The organism is Pseudomonas sp. NFX98 (assembly GCF_047784845.1).
Taxonomy (GTDB): Bacteria; Pseudomonadota; Gammaproteobacteria; order Pseudomonadales; family Pseudomonadaceae; genus Aquipseudomonas.
Window position 1 is genome coordinate 25001 of sequence record NZ_JBLNNF010000015.1, and the last position, 23894, is coordinate 48894.

3 protein-coding genes are annotated in these 23894 nt (G+C 63.6%); all 3 read left to right on the forward strand.

Features of this window, described 5'->3' with window-relative positions:
• Complete coding sequence (locus tag ACM110_RS20040; RefSeq protein WP_416129126.1) at positions 1-10998, forward strand: amino acid adenylation domain-containing protein; 10998 nt, start codon at positions 1-3, stop codon at positions 10996-10998.
• A complete protein-coding gene (locus ACM110_RS20045) occupies positions 10998-22760 on the forward strand; it encodes a non-ribosomal peptide synthase/polyketide synthase (RefSeq protein WP_416129127.1) in 11763 nt (3920 codons plus the stop codon). The genes ACM110_RS20040 and ACM110_RS20045 overlap by 1 nt, the downstream gene beginning before the upstream one ends.
• 142 nt (positions 22761-22902) lie before the next feature.
• A complete protein-coding gene (locus tag ACM110_RS20050; protein WP_416129128.1) occupies positions 22903-23859 on the forward strand; it encodes an alpha/beta hydrolase in 957 nt (318 codons plus the stop codon).
• Positions 23860-23894: the final 35 nt, after the last annotated feature.

The following is a 23894-nucleotide window of genomic DNA, read 5'->3' on the forward strand; positions in this document are numbered from 1 at the left end:
ATGAATGCTGAAGACTCCTTGAAACTTGCTCGCCGGTTTATCGGGTTGCCCCTGGAAAAGCGCCAGATGTTCCTAGCGGCCTTGCACAAGGAGGGCGTTGATTTCGCCCGTTTTCCCATTCCTGCCGGCGTCGAGGCCGAGGATCGCCAGGCGTTGTCGTACGCCCAGCAACGCATGTGGTTTCTCTGGCAACTGGACCCGCAAAGCGGCGCCTACAACCTGCCGGGCGCGGTACGCCTGACCGGTCGTCTGAATCTGCCGGCGCTGGAGCAGGCCTTCGCCAGCCTGGTGGCGCGTCATGAAACCCTGCGCACCGTGTTTGCGCCGCAACCCGATGACACCCTGCTGCAAGTGCCAGCCACGGCGCCGCTGGAGATCGATCACGTCGATTTCAGCGCCTTGCCCGCCACCGAACGCGAGCAGGCGGTGGCCCGGGCCGCCGAGCAGCAATCGGAGTTGCCGTTCGATCTGGGCAGCGGTCCGCTGCTGCGCGTGACCTTGCTCAAGCTCGCTGAACAGGAACACGTGCTGCTGCTGACCCTGCACCACATCGTGTCCGACGGTTGGTCGATGAACGTGCTGATCGACGAATTCATCCGCTGCTACGACGCCTTCGATGCCGGCACGCAACCGCAACTGGCTGCGTTGCCGATCCAGTACAGCGACTACGCCTTGTGGCAGCGCCGCTGGCTGGAGGCGGGCGAGCAGGCGCGTCAACTTGAATACTGGCAAGCGCAACTGGGCGACGAACACCCGGTGCTTGAATTGCCCCTCGATCATCCACGCCCGGCGATGCCGAGCTATCGCGGCACGCGCTACGAATTCGCCATCGACGGGCAACTGGCCGAGCAACTGCGCGCCACCGCGCAAAAGCACAACATCACCTTATTCATGCTGTTGCTCGGTGCGTTCAACGTGCTGCTGCACCGCTACACCGGGCAGAACGACATCCGCGTCGGCGTGCCGATCGCCAACCGTAACCGTGCCGAAATCGAAGGCCTGATCGGTTTCTTCGTCAACACCCAGGTGCTGCGCACGCAACTGGACGGCCAGACCCGTGTCGACGATCTGCTGCGCCGGATCAAGGAAACCGCGCTCGGCGCCCAGGCCCATCAGGACCTGCCGTTCGAGCGCCTCGTCGAAGCGCTGAAACTGGAACGCAGCCTCAGCCACACGCCGCTGTTCCAGGTGATGTACAACCATCAGCCGCAGGTCGCGGACATTTCCACGGTGACCACGGCGTCCGGCCTGGCGCTGGGCATGATCGAGTGGCAAGGGCGCACCACCCAGTTCGACCTGACCCTCGATACTTATGACCTCAACACCAATGAAAAGCGCGGCAAACTGCACGCCGCGCTGACCTACGCCAACGACCTGTTCGACGCCGCGACTATCACACGCATGGCGCAGCACTGGACACGTTTGCTGCAAGGCATGGTCAGCGATTCACAGCAGCGCATCAGTGATTTGCCGTTGCTGGAACAGGCCGAATATCAGCGCATCGTGCATGACTGGAACCTCGCCGATGAAAGCTTTGCCGGAGATCTGTGCATTCATCAGCTGATCAGCCAGCAAGTGGCTGCGAGCCCTGATGCATTGGCCGTGACCTTCGCGAACACGCAACTGACTTACAGTGAACTCGACCAGCAAGCCAACCGTCTGGCACACAAACTGATCGAACTCGGCGTCGGCCCGGAAGTGCGGGTCGGCGTAGCGATGCAGCGTTCCGAGCAACTGCTGGTGGCTTTGCTCGCCGTGCTTAAGGCCGGTGGCGCCTACGTGCCGCTCGACCCGGATTACCCGGCCGAGCGCGTTGCCTACATGCTCGAAGACAGCCGCGCACTGGTGCTGATCACGCAGCAGGCTGTCGCCGAATCGTTGAGTGTGAGCGCAGATACTCAAGTCCTGTTGATGGACGACATCCAGTCGCTAACCAACTACCCGCAAAGCGCCCCGGTCACCCGCGTCACGCCGGACAATCTCGCCTACGTGATCTACACCTCGGGCTCCACCGGCAAGCCCAAAGGCGTGGCCATCGCCCATCGCAACGTGTTGGCGCTGATCGACTGGTCCAGATCGGTTTACAGCCGCGGCGACATTCAAGGCGTGCTGGCTTCCACGTCGGTGTGCTTCGACCTGTCGGTGTGGGAGCTCTTCGTCACCCTGGCCAACGGTGGTTCGCTGATCATCGCCCGCAACGCGTTGGAGTTGCCGCACCTGCCGGCCCGGGACCGGGTGCGCCTGATCAACACGGTTCCCTCGGCGATCAACGCGCTGCAACGCGACGGGCAGATCCCGCCGAGCGTGCGCATCATCAATCTGGCCGGTGAGCCGCTCAAACAGAGTCTGGTGGAGGCGCTGTATCAGCAAGCGACCGTCGAACACGTCTACGACCTGTACGGCCCGTCGGAAGACACCACCTATTCGACCTGGACCCGCCGCGAGGCCGGTGGTCGCGCCAACATCGGTCGCCCGCTCAAGCACACCGCTAGCTATCTGCTGGATGCCGACCTGCAACCAGTGCCGCAAGGCGTGTCCGCCGAGCTGTACCTCAGCGGTGCGGGCATCACCCGTGGCTACCTGGCTCGCCCAGGCCTGACCGCCGAAAAGTATGTGCCGAACCCGTTTTCCAGTACCGGCGAACGCCTGTACCGCACCGGCGACCTGACCCGTTATCAAGCCGAGGGCACCCTGCAATACGTCGGCCGCATCGACCATCAGGTCAAGGTGCGTGGCTTCCGTATCGAACTCGGTGAAATCGAAGCGCGGCTGTTGCAGCAGGACGCGGTGCGCGAACTGGCGGTGCTGGCTCAGGACGGCGCCAGCGGTCAGCAACTGGTGGCGTACATCGTGCCAAACGATTCGGCGCTGGTAGTCGATGCCAAGGCGCGAGCAACCCTGCGCGAGACGCTGAAAGCCGCGCTGCGTCAGCATTTGCCGGACTACATGGTCCCGGCGTTCCTGCTGTTCCTCGACCATCTGCCACTGACCCCGAACGGCAAACTCGACCGCAAGGCCTTGCCGGCGATTGATGGATCGACTCAACAATGCGAACACGTCGCGCCGCGCAGCGAACTGGAAAAAGCCCTCGCCGCCATCTGGCGAGACGTGCTGGCCGTCGACAGCGTCGGCCTGGAAGACAACTTCTTCGAACTGGGCGGCGATTCCATCGTCTCGATGCAAGTGGTCAGCCGTGCGCGGCAGGCCGGTATCGTGCTCAGCCCCAAGGATCTGTTCCAGCACCAGACCATCCGCAGCCTCGCCCAAGCGGCGCGCACTGGCGGGCAATCGCAAATCGATCAAGGTCCGGCGGTTGGCGCAGTGGCGCTGGCGCCGGTGCAGCAATGGTTCTTCGAACAGGCGATCCCCGAGCGTCAGCACTGGAACCAGTCGCTGTTGCTGATGCCGCGCGAGGCGCTGAACATCGAAGCGCTGGAGCGTGCCCTGGACCAATTGCTGACTCAACACGACAGTCTGCGCCTGCGTTATGCACAGGCAGAAAACACCTGGCAGCAAACCTACGCCGCACCGACCACGGAGTCGGTGTTGTGGCACCGTCAGGCGCAATCGGTCGAGCAACTCAATGCCTTGTGCGACGAAGCCCAGCGCAGCCTCGATCTGCAAAACGGTCCGTTATTGCGTGCACTACGGGTCGAAATGGCTGACGGCACCGAACGCTTGCTGCTGGTCATCCATCACCTGGCGGTGGACGGTGTTTCCTGGCGCGTGTTGCTGGAAGATCTGCAGCACTTCTACAACGGAGGTACTGCGCAGGCGAAAACCAGCACTTATCAGCGTTGGGTCGCGCGTTTGCAGGATCATCTGCCAGCCTTCGAACACAACCTCGGCCACTGGCAGACCCAACTGCAAGACGCACCAAACGACTTGCCATGCGAACACCCGAACGGTGCGCTGGAAAACCGCTTCGAAGAAAAGCTCGAACTCAAACTCGACGTCGAACAAACCCGCAAGCTGCTGCAACAGGCGCCGGCGGCCTATCGCACCCAGGTCAACGACCTGCTGCTGACCGCACTGGCCCGCGCCGTTTGCCGCTGGAGCGGGCAGGGCAGCACGCTGATCCAGCTCGAAGGCCATGGCCGCGAAGACCTGTTCGACGACATCGACCTGACCCGCACCGTTGGCTGGTTCACCAGCCTGTTCCCGGTCAACCTGAAACCCGTCGCCGAGCTCGGCGCATCGATCAAGTCGATCAAGGAACAACTGCGCAACGTCCCGCACAAAGGCTTGGGTTACGGCGCGCTGCGCTACCTCGGCACGCCTGAGGTCCGCGCGGAACTGGCGGCGCTGCCGCAACCGCGCATTACCTTCAACTATCTGGGGCAGTTTGACCGTCAGTTCGATGAGGGCGCGTTGTTCACGCCGTCCACCGAAGGCAACGGTGTGGCGCAAGACCCATCGGCGCCGCTGGGTAACTGGCTGGTGGTCGAAGGTCAGGTCTATGGCGGCGAGTTGTCCCTGAGCTGGGGCTTCAGCCGCGAGATGTTCGACACCGCGACCATCCAGCGTCTGGCCGACGAATACGCGCATGAACTGAACGCGCTGATCGATCACTGCTGTGCGCTTGAAGTGGCGCAAGCCACGCCGTCGGACTTCCCGCTGGCGCAGATCAATCAGGCGCAACTCGATGAATTGCCGCTCGCCGTCTCGACGCTGGAGGACCTGTATCCGCTGTCGCCAATGCAGCAGGGCATGCTGTTCCACACCCTGTACGAGCCGCAAGTCGGCGCCTACATCAGCCAGTTGCGCCTGGACATCGGCGGTTTGGACACCGAGCGTTTCACCCGCTCCTGGCAGGCAGCGGTCGAGCGTCACGATATTCTGCGCAGCAGCTTTCACTGGCAGGGTCTCGACGTCGCGCATCAGGCGATTGCCCGTCAGGTCATATTGCCGTTGGAAGTGCTTGAAGCGACCGACACCGACGCGCTGGCCGATGCCGAACGTGCCCAGGGTTTCGAGTTGGGCACGGCGCCGCTGTTCCGCTTGAAACTGGTGCGTACCGGCACCGACGCCTGGCACCTGATCTACACCAGCCATCACATCCTGATGGACGGCTGGAGCAACGCGCAGTTGCTCGCCGAAGTCATCCAGCACTACGCCGCCGGGCAGTCGCTGCCAGCGCCAACGGGGCAATACCGCGACTACCTGGGCTGGTTGCAGCAGCAATCGGCCGTCGCTGGCGAGCAATTCTGGAAAGCTGCGCTGGCGCCGCTGGAAGCCCCGACCCTGCTGGCCGAAGCCCTGCGTCCACCGGTTGGCCCCGAGGGCAGCGAGGAACATCGCGTGGCCCTCGACAGCCGCGCAACCCAGCGTCTGGCCGAGTTCGCCCGTCAGCAGAAAGTCACCCTCAACACCGTGCTGCAAGCAGCGTGGAGCCTGTTATTGCAACGCTATACCGGCCAGGATTGCGTGGTTTTCGGCGCCACCGTGGCTGGACGTTCGGCACCGTTGCCGGGGATTGAAGAGCAGCTCGGGTTGTTCATCAACACGCTGCCGCTGGTGTGCTCGATGAAACCGGACCAGACCGTCAGCCAGTGGCTGGGCGAGTTGCAAGGCCTGAACCTGGCGATGCGCGAGTTTGAACACGTGCCGCTCTACGACATTCAGGGTTGGGCGGGGCAACAGGGTTCTGCGCTGTTCGACAGTTTGCTGGTGTTCGAAAACTTCCCCGTCGCCGAAGCGCTGAAGCAGGGCGCACCGGCCGGGTTGTCGTTCGGCAACCTGCACAACCACGAGCGCACTCACTATCCAATGACGCTGGGCGTCGAGTTGGGCGAAGCATTGAGTTTCGATTTCAGCTACGACGCGGCGCGTTTCAGTGCCGCCCAGGTCGCTCAATTGGCGGCCAATCTGCAGCACCTGCTGACGCAATTGGTCGGCGCGCCGGACGCTGCATTGGGTGCGCTGGAACTGCTCGATGCCGAAGGCAAAAACGCGGTACTCGCCATCAGCCAACCGGCCACGGTTGAGTTATCCACAACGCGTCTGGTCCACGAACGGATCGCCGCGCAAGCCGCTGCCACTCCGGATGCGCTGGCATTGCAGGTCGACGGTCACTCCCTGGACTACGGCCAACTGAATACCCAGGCCAATCGCCTGGCCCATCGCCTGATCGACAACGGCGCCGGTCCCGGCAAGCGTGTCGGCCTGGCGCTGCGTCGCGGCCCGCAGTTGATCGTCAGCCTGCTCGCGGTACTGAAAAGCGGCGCGGCTTATGTGCCGCTGGACCCGAAATATCCGGCCGAACGCCTGGGCTACATGATCGAGGACAGCCGTCTCGATGTGCTGCTGTGCGAATCGGGCCTGCTGGACGACTTGCCGCTGCCGGTGCATCTGCGCCTGCTGAGCCTCGACGAAGCCGCAGGTTATCCGGACAGCGATCCACAAAACCGCGCCGTCGCCGCAGACCTGGCCTATATCATCTACACCTCCGGTTCGACCGGTCAGCCCAAAGGCGTGGCCATCGACCATGGCGCGCTGCGCGAGTTCTGCCAGACCGCTGCCGACTATTCAGTGCTGTCGGCCGCCGACCGCGTGCTGCAATTCGCGACCTTCAGCTTCGACGGTTTCGTCGAGCAGTGCTACCCGGCGCTGTGCGTTGGCGGGGCGTTGATCATGCGCGGCGATGACCTGTGGGACGCCGGTCGACTGGCGGCGGAAATCGTCGATCAAGGCGTGACCGTGGCCGACTTGCCCGCCGCCTACTGGTTCCTGCTGGCCCGTGAGTGTGCCAGCGGAGTGGTGCGCAGCCTCGGCGATTTGCGTCAGTTGCACGTCGGCGGCGAAGCCATGTCGGTGGAAGGTTTGCGTCTGTGGCATCAGGCCGGTTTGAGTCACGTACGCCTGCTCAACACCTACGGGCCGACCGAAGCGACCGTGGTGTCCAGCGTGCATGAATGCCGTTTGGACGATGCCAGCGACGCATTCGGCATCCCGATCGGTCGCGCCATTCCCGGCCGAGCGTTGTATGTGCTGGATGCGGCCGGTCAGTTGCTGCCGGCCGATGGCGTCGGCGAATTGTGCATCGGCGCCCCGGCCTGTCTGGCGCAGAGCTATTTCGACCGTCCGGCGCTGACCGCCGAACGTTTCCTGCCGGACCCGTTTGCCTGTGAGCCGGGCGCACGTCTGTACCGCAGCGGCGACCTGGCGCGCTACAACGCCAACGGCGATCTGGAGTACGTCGGGCGTATCGACCATCAAGTAAAAATTCGCGGTTTCCGCATCGAAATGGGCGAGATCGAAGCCTGCCTGCAAGCCCGGGACGAGGTGCGCGAAGCGGCGGTCATCGCCCAGGACGGCACGCAACTGGTGGCGTACATCGTCGCCAGCGGCGCGGTGGCTTTCGAGGCTGATTATCTGGAAGGGCTCAAGGCCGTCATGCGCCAGTCGCTACCGGAATACATGGTGCCGAGCCATCTGATCCTGCTGGCGAAATTGCCGCTCAACAACAACGGCAAACTCGACCGCAAGGCCTTGCCGCGTGCTGAAGCCGGCGTTGCACAGCGCGCGTTCGTCGCTCCGGCTGAAGGGCTGCAAATGCAACTGGCGCAGATCTGGAAGAGCGTATTGCAGGTTGAGCAAGTGGGTCGCGACGACAACTTCTTCGAGTTGGGCGGCCATTCGTTGCTGGTGCTGCAAGTGATCTCACGGGTACGCCAGCAACTGAACATCGAACTGTCGGTGAGCAGCCTGTTTTCCGCTGCGAACCTGGCAGAATTCGCCGAGCGTGCGGCGCTTGCCGACACCAGCGCTCAGCCGCAACTGCGACGTGCGGCGGACGATCAACCGCGGATTCTGTCCTACGCGCAACAGCGCCAGTGGATACTCTGGCAACTGGACCCGCAGAGCAGCGCCTACAACATTCCCGCCGCGCTGCGTCTGAAAGGACCGCTGAACCGACAGGCCCTGCGCCAAGCCTTCCTGCAATTGCAGGCCCGCCACGAAACCCTGCGCACGACCTTCGAACAGGACGGTCAACAGGCGCGTCCTTTGGTGCACGCCGAACTGGCGTTGCAGTTGAGCGAGCGGCCAGTCGCAGAGTCTTCGATCAACGATGCCGTGGCCGAAGAAATCGCCCGGCCGTTCGACCTGCGCAACGGTCCGCTGTGGCGCGCATTGCTGCTGCAAGTCAGCGCCGAGGAACATGTGCTGGTCCTGACCGTGCACCACATCGCCGCCGATGGCTGGTCGATGCAGGTGATGGTCGATGAGTTCAGCGCGTTGTATCAGGCCGCTGCCGAGGGCCGCGCGGCTGACCTCAACCGTTTGCCGGTGGCGTACAGCGACTATGCCCGCTGGCAGCGCGACTGGCTGGAGGCGGGCGAGGGCGCGCGGCAACTGGCGTGGTGGCGCGAGCAACTGAACGGCAGCCAGACACCGTTGGAGTTGCCGAGTGAGCTGACCCGGCCGGCTCGCCGCAGCGAACGCGGGGCAAGTCTGTCGCTGAACGTGGAACGCGAATTGCTGGCCGGTTTGCGTCAGCGCGCACAAGAACAGCAAGTGACCTTGTTCATGCTGTTGCTGGCGAGTTTCCAGACCCTGCTGCACCGTCAGAGCGGGCAGTCGGGCATCAGTGTCGGCGTGCCGAGCGCCGGGCGTTCGCGCCTGGAAACCGAAGGCCTGATCGGCTTCTTCATCAACACCCAAGTGCTGCGTGCCGAGATCGACGGGCAACAGCCATTCAGCACATTGCTGCAACAGGTCAAGCAAACGGCGCTGACCGCGCAGGCCCATCAGGACTTGCCATTCGAGCAATTGGTCGATGCCTTGCAACCGGACCGCAGCCTCAATCACAGCCCATTGTTCCAAGTGCTCTACAACCACCAGCAGCAGCTGGGTGCGAGCGTTGAGCGGGTCATCGCTGGTTTGCAGGTCGAGCGTTTGCACTGGCAGCAGCACACCGCGCAATTCGATCTGGTGCTGGATACCCAAGAGCAGGGCGATGCACTGGACGCCAGCCTGAGCTACGCCACCGACCTGTATGACGAAGCTTCGATGCAGCGTTTGGCCGAGCAGTGGCTGAACCTGTTGCGTGCCGTGGTGGCCGATCCGCAGCAACGCGTCGCTGAGCTGCCGTTGTTGCAGGCGCCGCAATACGACGGTTTGATCCAGCACTGGAACCCGACGTTCCAAGCGCAAGCGCCGTCGCCAACCTTGCATCAACTGTTCGAAGCCCAGGCTGCGCAACGGCCGGACGCGATTGCGCTGGTGTATGAAGGCGAACACCTGAGCTACGCCGCGCTCAACGCCCAGGCCAACCGACTGGCGCGCAAACTGCGCGAGCAGGGCGTCGGCCCGGAAGTGCGCGTGGGTATCGCCACCGAACGGGCGATGCCGCTGGTGGTCGGTTTGCTGGCGATTCTCAAGGCTGGTGGCGCCTACGTGCCGCTGGACCCGCAATACCCGGCCGAGCGTTTGAGCTACATGATCGACGACAGCGGCATTGCGCTGCTGTTGACCCAATCTCACTTGATCGACGGCTTGCCGGCCCGCGATGGCGTGCAGGTGCTGGACCTGGCGTCGCTGCAACTGGACGCCTACAGCGCCGACAACCTGACGCCGCTGGCGACGCCGGACAACCTCGCGTACGTGATTTACACCTCCGGTTCTACCGGTCGGCCAAAAGGCGCTTTGCTCAGCCACGGCAATGTCGGCCGCCTGCTGACGGCCACTGCTGCCGAGTTCAATTTCGGCGCGGACGATGTCTGGACCCTGTTCCATTCCTACGCGTTCGATTTCTCGGTGTGGGAGCTGTTCGGTTCGCTGTGCACCGGCGGACGTCTGGTGATCGTGCCGTATTACATCAGTCGCGAGCCGCAGGAATTCCACCGCTTGCTCTGCGATCAAGGCGTGACGGTGTTGAACCAGACCCCGACCGCATTCCGTCAACTGCTGCCGATTGCCTGCACCAGCTCGCGCAATCTGGCGTTGCGTCAGGTGATCTTCGGTGGCGAAGCATTGGAAGTCGCCAGCCTGCGTCCGTGGTTCGAACGCTTCGGCGATCAACAGCCAACGCTGGTGAACATGTACGGCATCACCGAAACCACGGTGCACGTGACCTACCGCGCCATTCGCCTGGCCGACCTCGACGGCAAGGCGCAGAGCCCGATTGGTCTGCCGATCCGCGACCTGCGCTGGTACTTGCTCGACAGCCAGTTGCAACCGGTGCCGGTGGGTGTGGCGGGCGAGTTGTACATCGCTGGTGCGGGTCTGGCGCGGGGTTATCACGGGCGTTTCGGCTTGACCGCCGAGCGTTTCGTGCCGAGCCCGTTTGACGCATCGCAACGCCTCTATCGCAGCGGCGACCTGGCGCGTCAACGCGCCGACGGCAGCATCGATTACCTCGGGCGCATCGATCAGCAAGTGAAGATTCGCGGCTTCCGCATCGAACTGGGCGAAATCGAAGCCGCGCTGCTGGCGCAACCGGGCGTGCGTCAGGCGGTGTTGAGCGTGCATGCCGGTGACGCCGGGCCGCAGCTCTGCGCCTATGTCGTCGCTGAACAGACCCCGCATGACCCGATCGCCTGGCGCGACAACCTGCGCGCCGCGCTCAAGGTCGACCTGCCGGACTACATGGTGCCGAGCCACTGGCTGCTGCTCGATGACCTGCCGCTGACCAGCAACGGCAAGCTCGACCGCAAGGCCTTGCCGCTGCCGGATGCCGAGGATTGGCAGCGACCGTTCGAAGCCCCCGAAGGCCAACTCGAACAGCAACTGGCGGCGATCTGGGCCGACGTGCTGGGCGTGGCGCAGATCGGCCGTCGCGACAACTTCTTTGAATTGGGCGGGCACTCGCTGCTCGCCGCCCAGGCCAGTGCCCGCGTGGAACTGGAACTGGGCATCGAGCTGCCGCTGCGTGCTCTGTTCGAAAGCAACGACCTTCAGGCTTACGCCGCCATGGCCGGGCAACAAGCCCCGACTGACAACGATGCACGTCTGGATGCGCTTGAGTCGCTTCTCGACGAGATGGAGATCAACTGATGGAACACACCACCGCCATGCGTATCGCCACCCGCTTTGCCGGCCTGCCCGCCGACAAGCGCCGCGAGTTTTTGACCAAGATGCAAGAGCAGGGTGTGAGTTTTGGCCAACTGCCGATTCCGGCCGCTGCCGAGCCGCAAGCGACGTTTGAACTGTCCTACGCGCAGCAGCGCCAATGGTTCCTCTGGCAGCTCGATACACAGAGTTCGGCGTACAACATTCCTGCCGCCCTGCGTCTGCATGGACCGCTGAATGTCGCGGCCCTGCAACAGAGTTTCGATGTGTTGCTGGAGCGGCACCAGAGCCTGCGCAGCCGCTTCGTCGAGGACGACGGCCAAGTGCTGCAAACGCTGGCGGCGTTCACTTCGCTATCCATCGAACAGCACGATTTGCGCGATGAACCTGCGGCGCAACGTTTCGAATGCGCATTGAAAAAGGTCGAGCAGGACATCGCCCGGCCATTCGATTTGCAGCACGGCCCGCTGCTTCGCGTCAGCCTGTTGCAACTGGATGCCGAAGACCATGTGCTGGTGCTGACCCTGCACCACATCGTCACCGATGGCTGGTCGATGGGCGTATTGATCGAAGAGTTTTCCCGACTGTATGCCGGCCATTGCCAAGGGCAGGGCGCGGAACTGCAAGCGCTGCCGATCCAGTATTCGGACTACGCCGCTTGGCAACGTCGCTGGATGGAAGCCGGCGAGCTGGAGCGTCAACTGAACTGGTGGCGTGAAAAGCTCGGCAGCGAACAGCCACTGCTGGAATTGCCGACAGATCGTCCGCGTCCGGCCCAGCCGAGCCAGCGCGGTGCGCGTCTGGATTTCGCACTGGACGCCACTCTCGCAAGCGGTTTGATGGCCTTGGCCAAACAGCGCAGCGTGACGCCGTTCATGCTGTTGCTCGCCAGTTTCCAGGCCTTGCTCTATCGCTACAGCGGTCAGGCTGACCTGCGCATCGGTGTGCCGATCGGCAACCGCAATCGCGCGGAAACCCGTGGCCTGATCGGCTTCTTCGTCAACACTCAGGTGATGCGCGCCGAACTCGACGGACGCCTGCCGTTCAGCCAGTTGCTGGAGCAAACCCGCGCCACCTCGCTGGATGCCCAGGATTATCAGGACTTGCCGTTCGAGCGTCTGGTGCAGGCCCTGCAAGGCGAGCGCAGCCTCAGCCACAGCCCGTTGTTCCAGGTGATGTTCAATCACCAGCAAGCCCGGCCGGCAGCGGTCAGCGGTTTGCTGGCAGGGCTGCGGGTCGAGGCGCTGAACGCCACGGCGCAGACCACCCAGTTCGACCTGCAACTCGATACCCAGGAAGAGGGCGACAAACTGTTCGCCAGCCTGACCTACGCCACCGACCTGTTCGACGCCGAGCGCATCGAAACGCTGGCTCGGCATTGGCGCAACCTGCTCGCCGGGGTGCTGGCCAACCCGCAAACCCCGCTGGCCGAATTGCCGCTGCTGGATGCCGACGAGCGCCTGCGCATCCTCGATGATCTCAATGACACGGCTCAGGTGTATCCGGGCGAAGTCTGCGTGCAGCGGCATTTCGAAGCGCGGGTGATTGACAATCCTGAGGCGACGGCACTGGTGTTCCAGGGCCAGTCCTTGAGCTACGCCGAGCTGAATCTGCGCGCCAACCGCTTGGCCCATCACTTGCGTGCGCAGGGTGTCGGCCCGGAAGTGATCGTCGGGATTGCCTGCGACCGTTCGTTGGAAATGGTCGTGGGCCTGCTGGCAATCCTCAAGGCCGGTGGCGCCTATGTGCCGCTGGACCCGGAATACCCGCTCGATCGCCTGAGCTACATGATCGAAGACAGTGGCATTTCGCTGCTGCTGACCCAAGCGCATTTGCTGGCGCAACTGCCGACGCCGGACAACGTGCGCACTTTCAGCCTGCACGCCGATGCTGACTGGCTGAGCGACCTGCCGGGCAGCGATCTGCCGAACATCGCCGTGGCAGAAAACCTCGCCTACATGATCTACACCTCCGGCTCGACCGGTAAACCAAAAGGCGCGGGCAACCGCCATGTGGCGCTGCACAACCGCATCGAGTGGATGCAGGAAGCCTACAACCTGCTGCCGTCGGACCGCGTGCTGCAAAAGACGCCGTTCAGTTTCGACGTGTCGGTGTGGGAGTTTTTCTGGCCGCTGATGAAAGGCGCCACGCTGGTGATCGCTGCACCGGGTGACCATCGCGACCCGCAACGCCTCGCCGCATTGATCGTCGAGCAATCGATCACCACGCTGCACTTCGTGCCGTCGATGCTCTCGGCGTTCATCGGTGCCGACGAAGCGCTGGCCTGCACCTCGCTGACCCGGATCATTTGCAGTGGCGAAGCGCTGCCGATGGAACTGCAACGCCAGACCCTGCGCAGCCTGCCGCAAGCCAACCTGTACAACCTGTATGGCCCGACCGAAGCGGCCATCGACGTGACCCACTGGACCTGCGTCGAAGAGGGCCGCGACAGCGTGCCGATCGGCCGTCCGATCGCCAACCTGCGCACCTGCATTCTCGACAGTGAACTGCAACCGTTGCCGCTGGGCGCGGTGGGTGAGTTGTACCTCGGTGGCGTTGGTTTGGCGCGCGGTTATCACCGTCGTGGTGCGCTGACTGCCGAGCGTTTCGTGGTCGACCCGTTCGGCAGTGGCGAGCGCCTGTACCGCACCGGCGACCTGGCGCGGTATCGCGCCGATGGCGCCATCGATTACTGCGGACGCATCGACCACCAAGTGAAAATTCGCGGCTTGCGCATCGAACTGGGAGAAATCGAAGCGCGCCTGCAAGAACATGCCGACGTGCAGGACGCCGTAGTCCTGGCCCTCGACGGCCCGAGCGGCAAGCAACTGGTGGCGTACATCGTGCCGCAGGATCGCGCTTTGGTCGGCGCCGATGCCGAGCAACAAGGCGCGTGGCGTGAAACCCTGAAAAGCCATTTGCTCGGCAGCCTGCCGGATTACATGGTGCCGGCGCAGACCGTGTTGATCGAACAAATGCCGCTGAGCCCCAACGGCAAGCTGGATCGCAAACGCCTGCCGGCGCCGACCGCGCAGGTCAGCCAGCGCGCATTCGAAGCGCCGCGCAGCAGCCATGAGCAGGTGCTGGCGCAGATCTGGCAGGACGTGTTGGGCGTGGAGCAGGTCGGGCGTCAGGACAATTTCTTTGAACTGGGCGGCGATTCGATCATCTCGATCCAAGTGGTCAGCCGCGCCCGCCGCGCCGGCCTGAGCCTGCAACCGCGCGACCTGTTCCAGCAGCAGACCCTGCAAGCCCTGGCCGCTGTGGTCAAGGAGCAAGCGGCACCGCTGGCGCAACAAGGGCCGGTGGATGGCGTGCAAAAACTCACGCCGATCCAGCGCTGGTTCTTCGAAGAGCCGATCCCGCAACGCGCCCACTGGAACCAGGCGGTGTTGCTGACGCCGCGCGAAACCCTTGAACTGCCGCGTCTGCAAAGCGCCTTGCAGCGTGTGCTCAAGCAGCACGATGCCCTGCGTCTGCGCTTCAGTCAGGTCGATGGCCAATGGTCGGCGCGTTATGTCGGTGCCGACAGCGCCGACGTCATCGACATGCTCTGGACCGCCCGTGTCGCCAGCGATGCCTCGCTGGAGTCGGTGTGCGACGAAGCCCAGCGCAGCCTCAGCCTGCAAGACGGACCGCTGCTGCGCGTGGCGCTGATCGCCCAGGCCGATGGCTCGCAACGCTTGCTGCTGGTGATCCACCACTTGGCGGTAGACGGTGTTTCGTGGCGCGTACTGCTGGAAGATTTGCAGGCCGCTTATCAAGGTGAAGAACTGCCACCGAAGACCAGCGCTTTCCAGGCCTGGGCGGACAAACTCGATACTTACGCACGCTCTGAAACCGCCGCCGACGAACTGAACTGGTGGCAAGCGCAGTTGGCCGGAGCCAGTGATTTACTGCCGGCGGCCAACGCGCAAGCGAGTCAGGCCGGGCATCTGCGCCAGGGCGTGAGCATCGGTCTGGATCGCGATCAGACCCGCCAGTTGCTGCAACAGGCGCCGGCGATCTACCGCACTCAGGTCAACGATCTGCTGCTGACCGCGTTGGCCCGCACCCTCAGCCGCTGGACCGGTGAAGCGTCGGCGCTGATCCAGCTCGAAGGCCATGGCCGCGAAGAGCTGTTCGACGACATCGACCTGACCCGCACCGTCGGCTGGTTCTCCAGCCTGTTCCCGGTGCGCCTGACACCGACCGCCGACCTCGGCGCTTCGATCAAGACAATTAAGCAGCAACTGCGCGACATCCCAGGCAAAGGCCTGGGCTTCGGCTTGCTGCGCTACATGGGCGATGCCGCGGCGCAATCCGCATTGGCGGCGTTGCCGCAGGCGCGGGTGACCTTCAACTACCTGGGCCAGTTCGACCAGAGCTTTGCCGAGGACGCGCTGTTCACCCCGGCCAGGGAATCCAGTGGCGCCGCGCAATCGGCGGACGCGCCACTGCCGAACTGGTTGTCGGTGGACGGCCAGGTCTATGGCGGCGAACTGAAACTCGACTGGACCTTCAGCCGCGAATGCTTCGAGCTGCGCGAGATTGAAGCCCTGGCGATCGATTTCCGCGCCGAACTGCTGGCGTTGATCGACCATTGCCTGAGCGATGGCGCGGGTGGCGTGACCCCGGCGGACTTCCCGCTGGCGCGTCTGAGCCAGGCGCAACTCGATGGTCTGCCGATGCCGCCAGCGCAGATCGAAGATGTGTATCCGCTGTCGCCGATGCAGGCCGGTTTGTTGTTCCACAGCCTCTACGAATCGGCGTCTGGCGCGTATGTAAACCAACTCAGCGTCGAGGCTCGCGGTCTCGATGCCGAACGTCTGGGCCGCGCGTGGCAAGCGGTGCTCGACAGCCACGCGATCCTGCGCAGCAGTTTCCACTTCCCGCAAGGTTTCGAAGCACCGGTGCAACTGGTGCATCGTCATCTGCAATTGCCGCTGACCTGCCTTGACTGGCGGGGTCGTGACAATCAGGCCGAAGCGCTGGCGCAACTGATCGACAGCGAACGCCTGCAACTCGATTCGACCAAAGCGCCGCTGATGCGCCTGACGCTGGTGCGCCTGGACGACGAGCGTCAGCAATTGATCTACACCCACCATCACCTGTTGCTCGACGGCTGGAGTAACTCGCTGCTGCTGAGCGAAGTCTTGCAGCGTTATGCCGGGCAAGAGGTGCAGGCGCCCACCGGACGTTTTGCCGACTACATCGGCTGGCTGCAACGTCAGGATGCCGAGGCCGACGAGGCTTTCTGGCGCGGGCAACTGGCAACCCTCGACAACCCGACGCTGCTGGCTCAGAGCCTCGCGCATGGCGACAGTAAAAAACGCTCGGACGTCGAATTCGCCGACCATCGCCAGACGTTCGATGTCGCCACCAGCAAACGCTTCAGCGACTTTGCCCGCCAGCAGAAAGTTACCCTCAACACCTTGGTGCAGGGCGCGTGGGCGCTGCTGCTGCAACGCTACAGCGGCCAACGCAGCGTGGCGTTTGGCGCCACCGTGGCCGGGCGTCCGGTGGATCTGCCGGGGGCGGAAAGCCAACTCGGTCTGTTCATCAACACCTTGCCGGTGATCAGCAGCCCGGACGCCGTGGAAAGCGTCGAGCAGTGGCTGAGCCGTTTGCAGGCGCAGAACCTCGAACTGCGCGAACACGAATTCACCGCCCTCGGTGACATTCAGCGCTGGGCCGGGCGTGCTGGCGAGCCGCTGTTTGACAGCCTGTTGGTGTTCGAAAACTTCCCGGTGGCCGAAGCCCTGCAACAGGGTGCGCCGGCCGGATTGAGCTTCTCGATCCCGCAGAACCATGAACGCACCAACTTCCCGCTGACCCTGGCGGCTACCGCTGAAAGTCAGCTGAGCCTGAACTGGAGCTACCAGTGCAGCCATTTCAGCAGCACGGCGATTGCGCGCATGAGCGAGCATCTGGCTGCGCTGCTGGCGGCGATGGTCGCGGCGCCTCAGGCCGCTTTGAGTGAACTGGACCTGCTGACTGCGCCGGAGCGCGCCCAGCAATTGCTGGCGTGGAACCCGCCGTTCACCGTCGCCGAAAACCCGCTATGCGTGCACCAATTGATCGAGGCGCAGGCCGTTGCCCGACCGGACGCCACGGCGCTGATCTTCAATGATGTGGAGCTGAGCTTCGACGAACTCAACCGCCGCGCCAACCGCCTGGCTCACCACTTGCGCGGGCGCGGTATCGGCCCTGAAGTGCGGGTGGGCCTGGCGATGCAGCGTTCGCCGGAAATGATCGTCGGCCTGCTGGCGATCCTCAAGGCGGGCGGCGCCTACGTGCCGCTCGACCCGGCGTACCCGGCTGAACGCCTGAGCTATCTGATGGACGACAGCGGGATTTCGCTGCTGATCAGTCAATCCTGGCTGCAGGAAAAACTGCCGTTGCCGGAAGGCCTCGCGGTGCTGGAAATCGACCGTGAACCGTTGGAGTTCATGGCGGACAGCAACCCGGCCAACCTGACCTGCGGCGAAAACCTCGCGTACCTGATCTACACCTCGGGCTCCACCGGGCGGCCGAAAGGCGTCAGCGTGGCCCACGGTCCGCTGGCCATGCATTGCGTGTCGATCGGCGAGTTGTACGGCATGACCCCGGACGACCGCGAACTGCAATTTGCCTCGATCAGCTTCGACGGCGCCCACGAACGCTGGCTGACGCCGCTGGTGTTCGGTTCGGCGGTGATGCCGCGCGACGACGAGTTGTGGAGCGTTGAACGCACCTGCGCCGAAATCGAAAAACACCGCATCACCATCGCCTGTTTCACCCCGAGTTACCTGGCGCAGATCGCCGATTACATGGGCGAAGCGGGGCGTGATCTGCCGATCCGTTCCTACACCCCGTGCGGTGAAGGCATGGCCAAGCATGCGTTCGACGAAGTTCAGCAAGTGCTGCAACCCAAGCGCCTGATCAACGGCTACGGCCCGACCGAAACGGTGATTACCCCGCTGATCTGGCTGGCGTATCCGGATACCGAATTCGACTCGGCGTTCATGCCGATTGGCCGCCCGGTGGGCAATCGCAGCGCGTACATTCTGGACGGTGGCTTGCAGCCGTTGCCGGTGGGCGTGGCGGGCGAGTTGTACCTCGGCGGCGAGGGCGTGGCGCGGGGTTACCACCAGCGTCCGGACCTGACTGCTGAGCGTTTCGTGCCGGACCCATTCGTGCCGGGTGGGCGGCTGTACCGCAGTGGCGACCTTGCACGATTCCGTGCCGATGGCGTGGTTGAGTACCTCGGCCGCATCGACCAGCAAGTGAAGATTCGCGGTTTCCGTATCGAGCTCGGTGAAATCGAAGCCTGCCTGATGGAGCACGAAGGCGTGCGTGAAGCGTTCGTCATCGACCGCGACGGTCCGACCAGCCGCCAGTTGGTCGGTTACGTTGTGCCTCGCGATCCGCTCGCCGATGAGCAGGACCTGCGTGATGCATTGACCGCGCACCTGCGCAGCCGTCTGCCGGCGCACATGTTGCCGGCACACCTGATGTGCTTGGCCGCGCTGCCGCTGACGCCGAACGGCAAGCTCGATCGTCAGGGTTTGCCAGCGCCGGAAGCCTCGCGTCAGAGCCTCGATCAAGTCGCCGCGGCGACGCCCGCCGAGGCGCTGTTGGTAGAGATCTGGCAGGAGCTGCTGGGCCTGGATTCGCTGGGCGTCACCGAAAACTTCTTCGAACTGGGCGGTGACTCGATCATCTCGCTGCAAGCGGTGAGCCGTGCCGGGCAGCGCGGGTTGGTGTTCAGTCCGAAGCAATTGTTCGAACAGCAGACCATTCGTGCACTCGCCGCCGTGGCGACCCGTCGTGAAACTACGCTGGTCGACGCGCCGACCGTAGAGGCTTTCACGCTGGTTCCACACATCGACGTGACGGCGCGAGAGGGGCTGCAAGACCTGTATCCGCTGTCGCCGATGCAGCAGGGCATGTTATTCCATTGCCTCGATTCACCGGAGCTCAACCCCTACGTCAACCAGTTGAGCGTGGCGGTAGATGGCTTCCAGGTGCCGCGTTTCCGCGCGGCATGGCAGGCGTTGGTCGAGCGTCATGAAGTGCTGCGCGCGGCGTTCCGCTGGCGCGATGGTCTGGCCGATCCGCTGCAAGCGGTATTTGCCGAAGTCGAGTTGCCGATTGAAGAACTGGACTGGCGCGACCGTAGCAACACCGAGCAGGCACTGAGCGAACTGGCGGCTGCCGAGCAGGCCAAAGGCTTCGACCTGAGCTGCCCGCCGCTGATGCGCTTCATTCTGGTTCGCCTCGGTGAAGAGCGTTACCAGATGATCTGGATCTACCATCACCTGCTGCTGGACGGCTGGAGTGCTTCGCGCCTGCTGGGCGAGATGCTGCGTCTGTACCACCACGACAGCCTGCCGGCGCTGACCGGTCGCTACGCCGATTACATCGCCTGGCTGCAACGTCAGGACGATGCGCAGGCCGAAGGTTTCTGGCGCGAGCGTCTGGCGTTGCTGGAAGCCCCGACCATTCTGGCCAAGGCGTCCGGTGCCGCTGGCTCAGGCCACGGCGTCATGTACAGCGACCTCAATGCCGAGGCGACACGCAAGTTGCACAGTTTCGCCAAGCGTCAGCGCGTGACCCTCAACACCTTGGTGCAGGGTGCCTGGCTGTTGCTGTTACAGCGCCACAGCGGACAGCGCAGCGTAGCCTTCGGCGCGACGGTGGCGGGGCGTCCGACCGGTTTGCCCGGTGCCCAGGAAATGCTCGGCCTGTTCATCAACACCTTGCCGGTGATCCAGACCCTCGACCCGCAACAGCCGCTGGGCGAGTGGCTGCGTGAGTTGCAGGATTACAACCTGGCCGTGCGCGACTACGAACACACGCCGCTGTCCGACGTCCAGCGCTGGGCCGGACATGGTGGCCAAGGCCTGTTCGACAGCATCATCGTGTTTGAAAACCATCCGGTGGACCGTGCCTTGCGCGGTGGCGAGGAAGGCGAACTGCGCTTCGCCGAAGTCGGCAGCGGTGGCGTCACCAACTTCCCGATGGACTTGATGGTCAGCGCCAACGACGAAGGCCTGGAAGTCGAATACCTGTACTTGCGTGATCGCTTCAGCGAACAGGAAGTCGAGCGCATTCGTGCCCAGCTGGAAGGGTTGCTGCGCGCCTTGCCGGAAGACGCCGATTGCTTGCTCGGCAACATCGGCTTGCCCGAAGCGCGTTTGAGCCTTCCGCAAGCGTCTAACGACAACACGGATTTGTTGCACGCGTTCAATCAGCATGTCCGCATTCAGCCACAGAAAGTCGCGTTGTTCTGCGAGGATCGTGAGGTCAGCTATGCCGATCTCGATGCCCAGGCCAACGGTCTGGCGCAGCAGCTGATTGCTCGCGGCATCGGTGCCGAAAGCATGGTGGCGGTGGCGTTGCCGCGTTCCGAGCGCACCATCGTGGCGTTCCTCGCGGTGCTGAAGGCGGGCGCGGCGTACCTGCCGCTGGACCTCGCGTATCCGGCCGAACGATTGGCCTACATGCTCAGCGATTCGGCGGCGAGCCTGTTGATCTGCGACAGCGATCTGGGTGCACGCCTGACATTGGCCGATAGCCCGCCGCGTTTGTTGCTCGATCAGTTGAGCGTTGCTGGCAGCAGCGAATGCCCGGTCGTTGATCCACTGCCGGGGCACCTGGCGTACCTGATCTACACCTCTGGCTCCACCGGCCAACCGAAGGGCGTGGCCGTGGCGCGTGGACCGATTGCCCGGCATTGCCGCGGCATCATCGACCTCTATGAACTGGCACCGCGCAGCCGCGAACTGCACTTCATGTCGTTCGCCTTCGACGGCGCCCAGGAACGTTGGCTGAGTGTGATGCTGGCCGGTGGCAGCCTGGTGATCCGCGAGGACAGCTTGTGGACCCCGGAACAAACCCTGGAAGTGCTGCATCGGTACAACGTCACCGTCGCCTGCTTCCCGCCGGCGTACCTGCAACAGATGGCCGAAGTGGCCGAGCGTCTGGGTAATCCGCCGGCAGTCGAGGTGTATTGCTTTGGCGGTGATGCGGTACCGGATGCCAGTTTCGAACAGGTCAAGCGTGCCTTGCGTCCGCAGCGTCTGGTCAACGGTTATGGCCCGACTGAAACCGTGGTCACGCCGCTGCTGTGGCGTGCCGAAGCCAGCGAAACCTGCGACGCGGCTTATGCGCCGATTGGTCGTGGTGTGGCCGGGCGTGGTTTGTATGTGCTGGATGCCGATCTCAATCCGCTGCCGGTGGGCGTCAGCGGTGAGCTGTACCTGGGCGGTGAATGCCTGGCGCGGGGTTATCACCAGCGTTCGGGCATGAGCGCCGAGCGCTTCATTCCCGATCCGTTCGAGGCCGGTGGCCGCATGTACCGCACCGGCGACCTGGTGCGCCAGCGCGAATGTGGCTTGATCGACTACCTCGGCCGCCTCGATCAGCAAGTGAAGATCCGTGGTTTCCGTATCGAACTGGGCGAGATCGAGGCGCGCTTGCGTGAATGCGCAGGCGTGCAGGATGCCGCCGTGGTGGTGCACGACACGCCGACCGGCAAGCAGTTGGTTGGCTACGTGGTGGCTGCCGGAGCGGTCGGGCTGGATCGTCGTTTGAAGGCGGAGCTGCAAGCGCAAATGCCGGACTACATGGTGCCGGCGCGAATCCTGGTGCTGGAGCGTTTCCCGCTGTCGGCCAACGGCAAGCTCGACCGCCGCGCACTGCCGGAGCCGGAATGGGCGCTGGGTGGTTACCGCGCGCCGCGCAACGCACTGGAAACGGCGTTGACCGAGATCTGGCAAGAGGTGCTCGGCGTGCCGCAAGTGGGCATCGACGACAACTTCTTCGAACTCGGTGGCGACTCGTTGCAGGTGCTCAAAGTCATCTCGCGGGTGCGCAGTCAGCCGCAACTGGGCTTCGAATTGAAGCTGCGCGACCTGATGCAGAAACCGTGCATCGCCGAGCTCAGCGGCTATCAGGCTGCCGAGCCTGGGAAAGCGCCGGACCCGCTGCTGGCGTTGAATGGCCGGGTTGCCAACGTGCCGGCGCTGTTCTGCCTGCACGCCGGTTTTGGCACGGTGTTCGACTATGAACCGCTGGCCCGGCGTCTGGAAGGCCGACGCACGGTGTATGGCCTGCAATGCCGCATGCTGCTCGACCCGCAATGGCAGGACGAATCGCTGCTGGCGATGGCTCGGGCCTATACACAGCGGATTCGTGCGCAGCAGCCGCAAGGGCCGTATTACCTGCTGGGCTGGTCATTGGGTGGTGCGCTGACGCAACTGGTTGCCCATGAACTGGAAGCCCAAGGTCAGACGGTTGCGTTTGCCGGACTGGTCGACAGCTACGTGGCGGGCACGGCGGAAGCGGGGGACTGGCGCGAAGATTTGGCCGACTTCCTTAAATTCGTCCTCGGTCAACCGTCTGAAGAAGCAGAGACGCTGATTGCCTTGAAAGCCGCTGGCCTGAACGAGCGTGAAGGTGCCGCAGCGGTGATCGAAGCGGCGATGCACGGTTCCAACGAAAACGCCGCGCTGGGCGCGAGCGAACTGACGCAGATCTTCGCCACCGGTTCATCGCTCAAGCAACTGGCCCTGGCCCAACGGCAATTGCCGAAGGTGCAAGTGGCGGCCCATCGCTGGTGGGTGGCCGAGCGTGACGACGAGCGCCGGGTGTTCGAGGCGCAGGTCGGCCATCACGGGGTTGATCGCTTGTTGGCGGGCGGGCATTACGAGTTGCTGCGTGGTGATGAGTTGCTGGATGAGCTCGAAAACCTGCTGGAGCACCGATTGGCAATCGCATGATCCATTGTAGGAGCTGCCGCAGGCTGCGATCTTTTGACCTTGATTTTATCGGTGAATCGAACTCCGCCAAAAGATCGCAGCCTGCGGCAGCTCCTACAGGTGTTCCCGAATATTGACCTCTTTGTGTAAAAGGATTCACCCCATGGCCGTACTGCCAGAACTTGAAGCTTTCCTCGAACTCGCCGAGTTCGGCCGCCTGACCGGCAAAAGTCGCGCAATGCACGAGCAGACCCCGCAACAGGCGCGGATCGATTTCGAAGCGTCCTCGGGGTTTCTCGATGTGCCGCTGGATAACATCGTCTGCGAGAACTTCAACATCGCCGCGCGCGACGGCCACAGCCTGGCGGCGCGGCTGTATCGCGACGGGCAAACGGTCGACGGTTTGCAACCGGTGATCCTGTATTTCCACGGCGGCGGCTACGTGGTCGGCAGCCTCGATTCCCACGATGCGCTGTGCCGTCGCTTGGCCGCGCAGGGTGGTTTTGCCCTGTTGACCGTGGATTATCGACTGGCGCCGGAATGGCGTTTCCCGACCCCGGTGCAGGACGCGTGCGATGCCGGCAACTGGCTGGTTCGCGAAGGCGCGGCCCATGGCCTGGACGCGTCGCGGGTGGCGCTGGCCGGTGACAGCGTTGGTGCGACTCTGGCGACTGTGCTGTCACTGATCGCCGTGCGTGAACCCGAAGAACTGGCGTTGAAACCCAAGGCTCAGTTGCTGGTGTACCCGGTCACCGACGCCACCAGCCACCGCGCCTCGCACCGGGATTTTGCCGAAGGGTACTTGCTGGAAACGCCGACGCTGGACTGGTTCTACGCCCACTACGGCCGCACCCCGGCAGACCTGGCGGACTGGCGCTGCTCGCCACTGCTGGCCGAAGACTTGTCAGGCCTGGCGCCCGCCTTGGTGTATCTGGCCGGCCACGACCCGCTGCACGACGAAGGCCTGGCCTATGCCGAACACTTGCGCGCTGCCGGCAACGATGTGACCTTGCTGGAACAACCGGGCATGACCCATGACTTTCTGCGCATGGCGGGGTTGTTGAGTGAGGTGGAAGGGATTCATGCGGAAGTGGCGGGGTGGGTGCGGTCAAAGGTTTGATCTGAAGTAAACAGAACCGCCATGTTCTATTAAAA

Excerpts from the sequence above, each read along its gene's own strand:
- ACM110_RS20040 (WP_416129126.1), top strand. The coding sequence starts at position 1 with ATGAATGCTGAAGACTCCTTGAAACTTGCTCGCCGGTTTATCGGGTTG.
- ACM110_RS20045 (WP_416129127.1), top strand. The coding sequence starts at position 10,998 with ATGGAACACACCACCGCCATGCGTATCGCCACCCGCTTTGCCGGCCTG.
- ACM110_RS20050 (WP_416129128.1), top strand. The coding sequence starts at position 22,903 with ATGGCCGTACTGCCAGAACTTGAAGCTTTCCTCGAACTCGCCGAGTTC.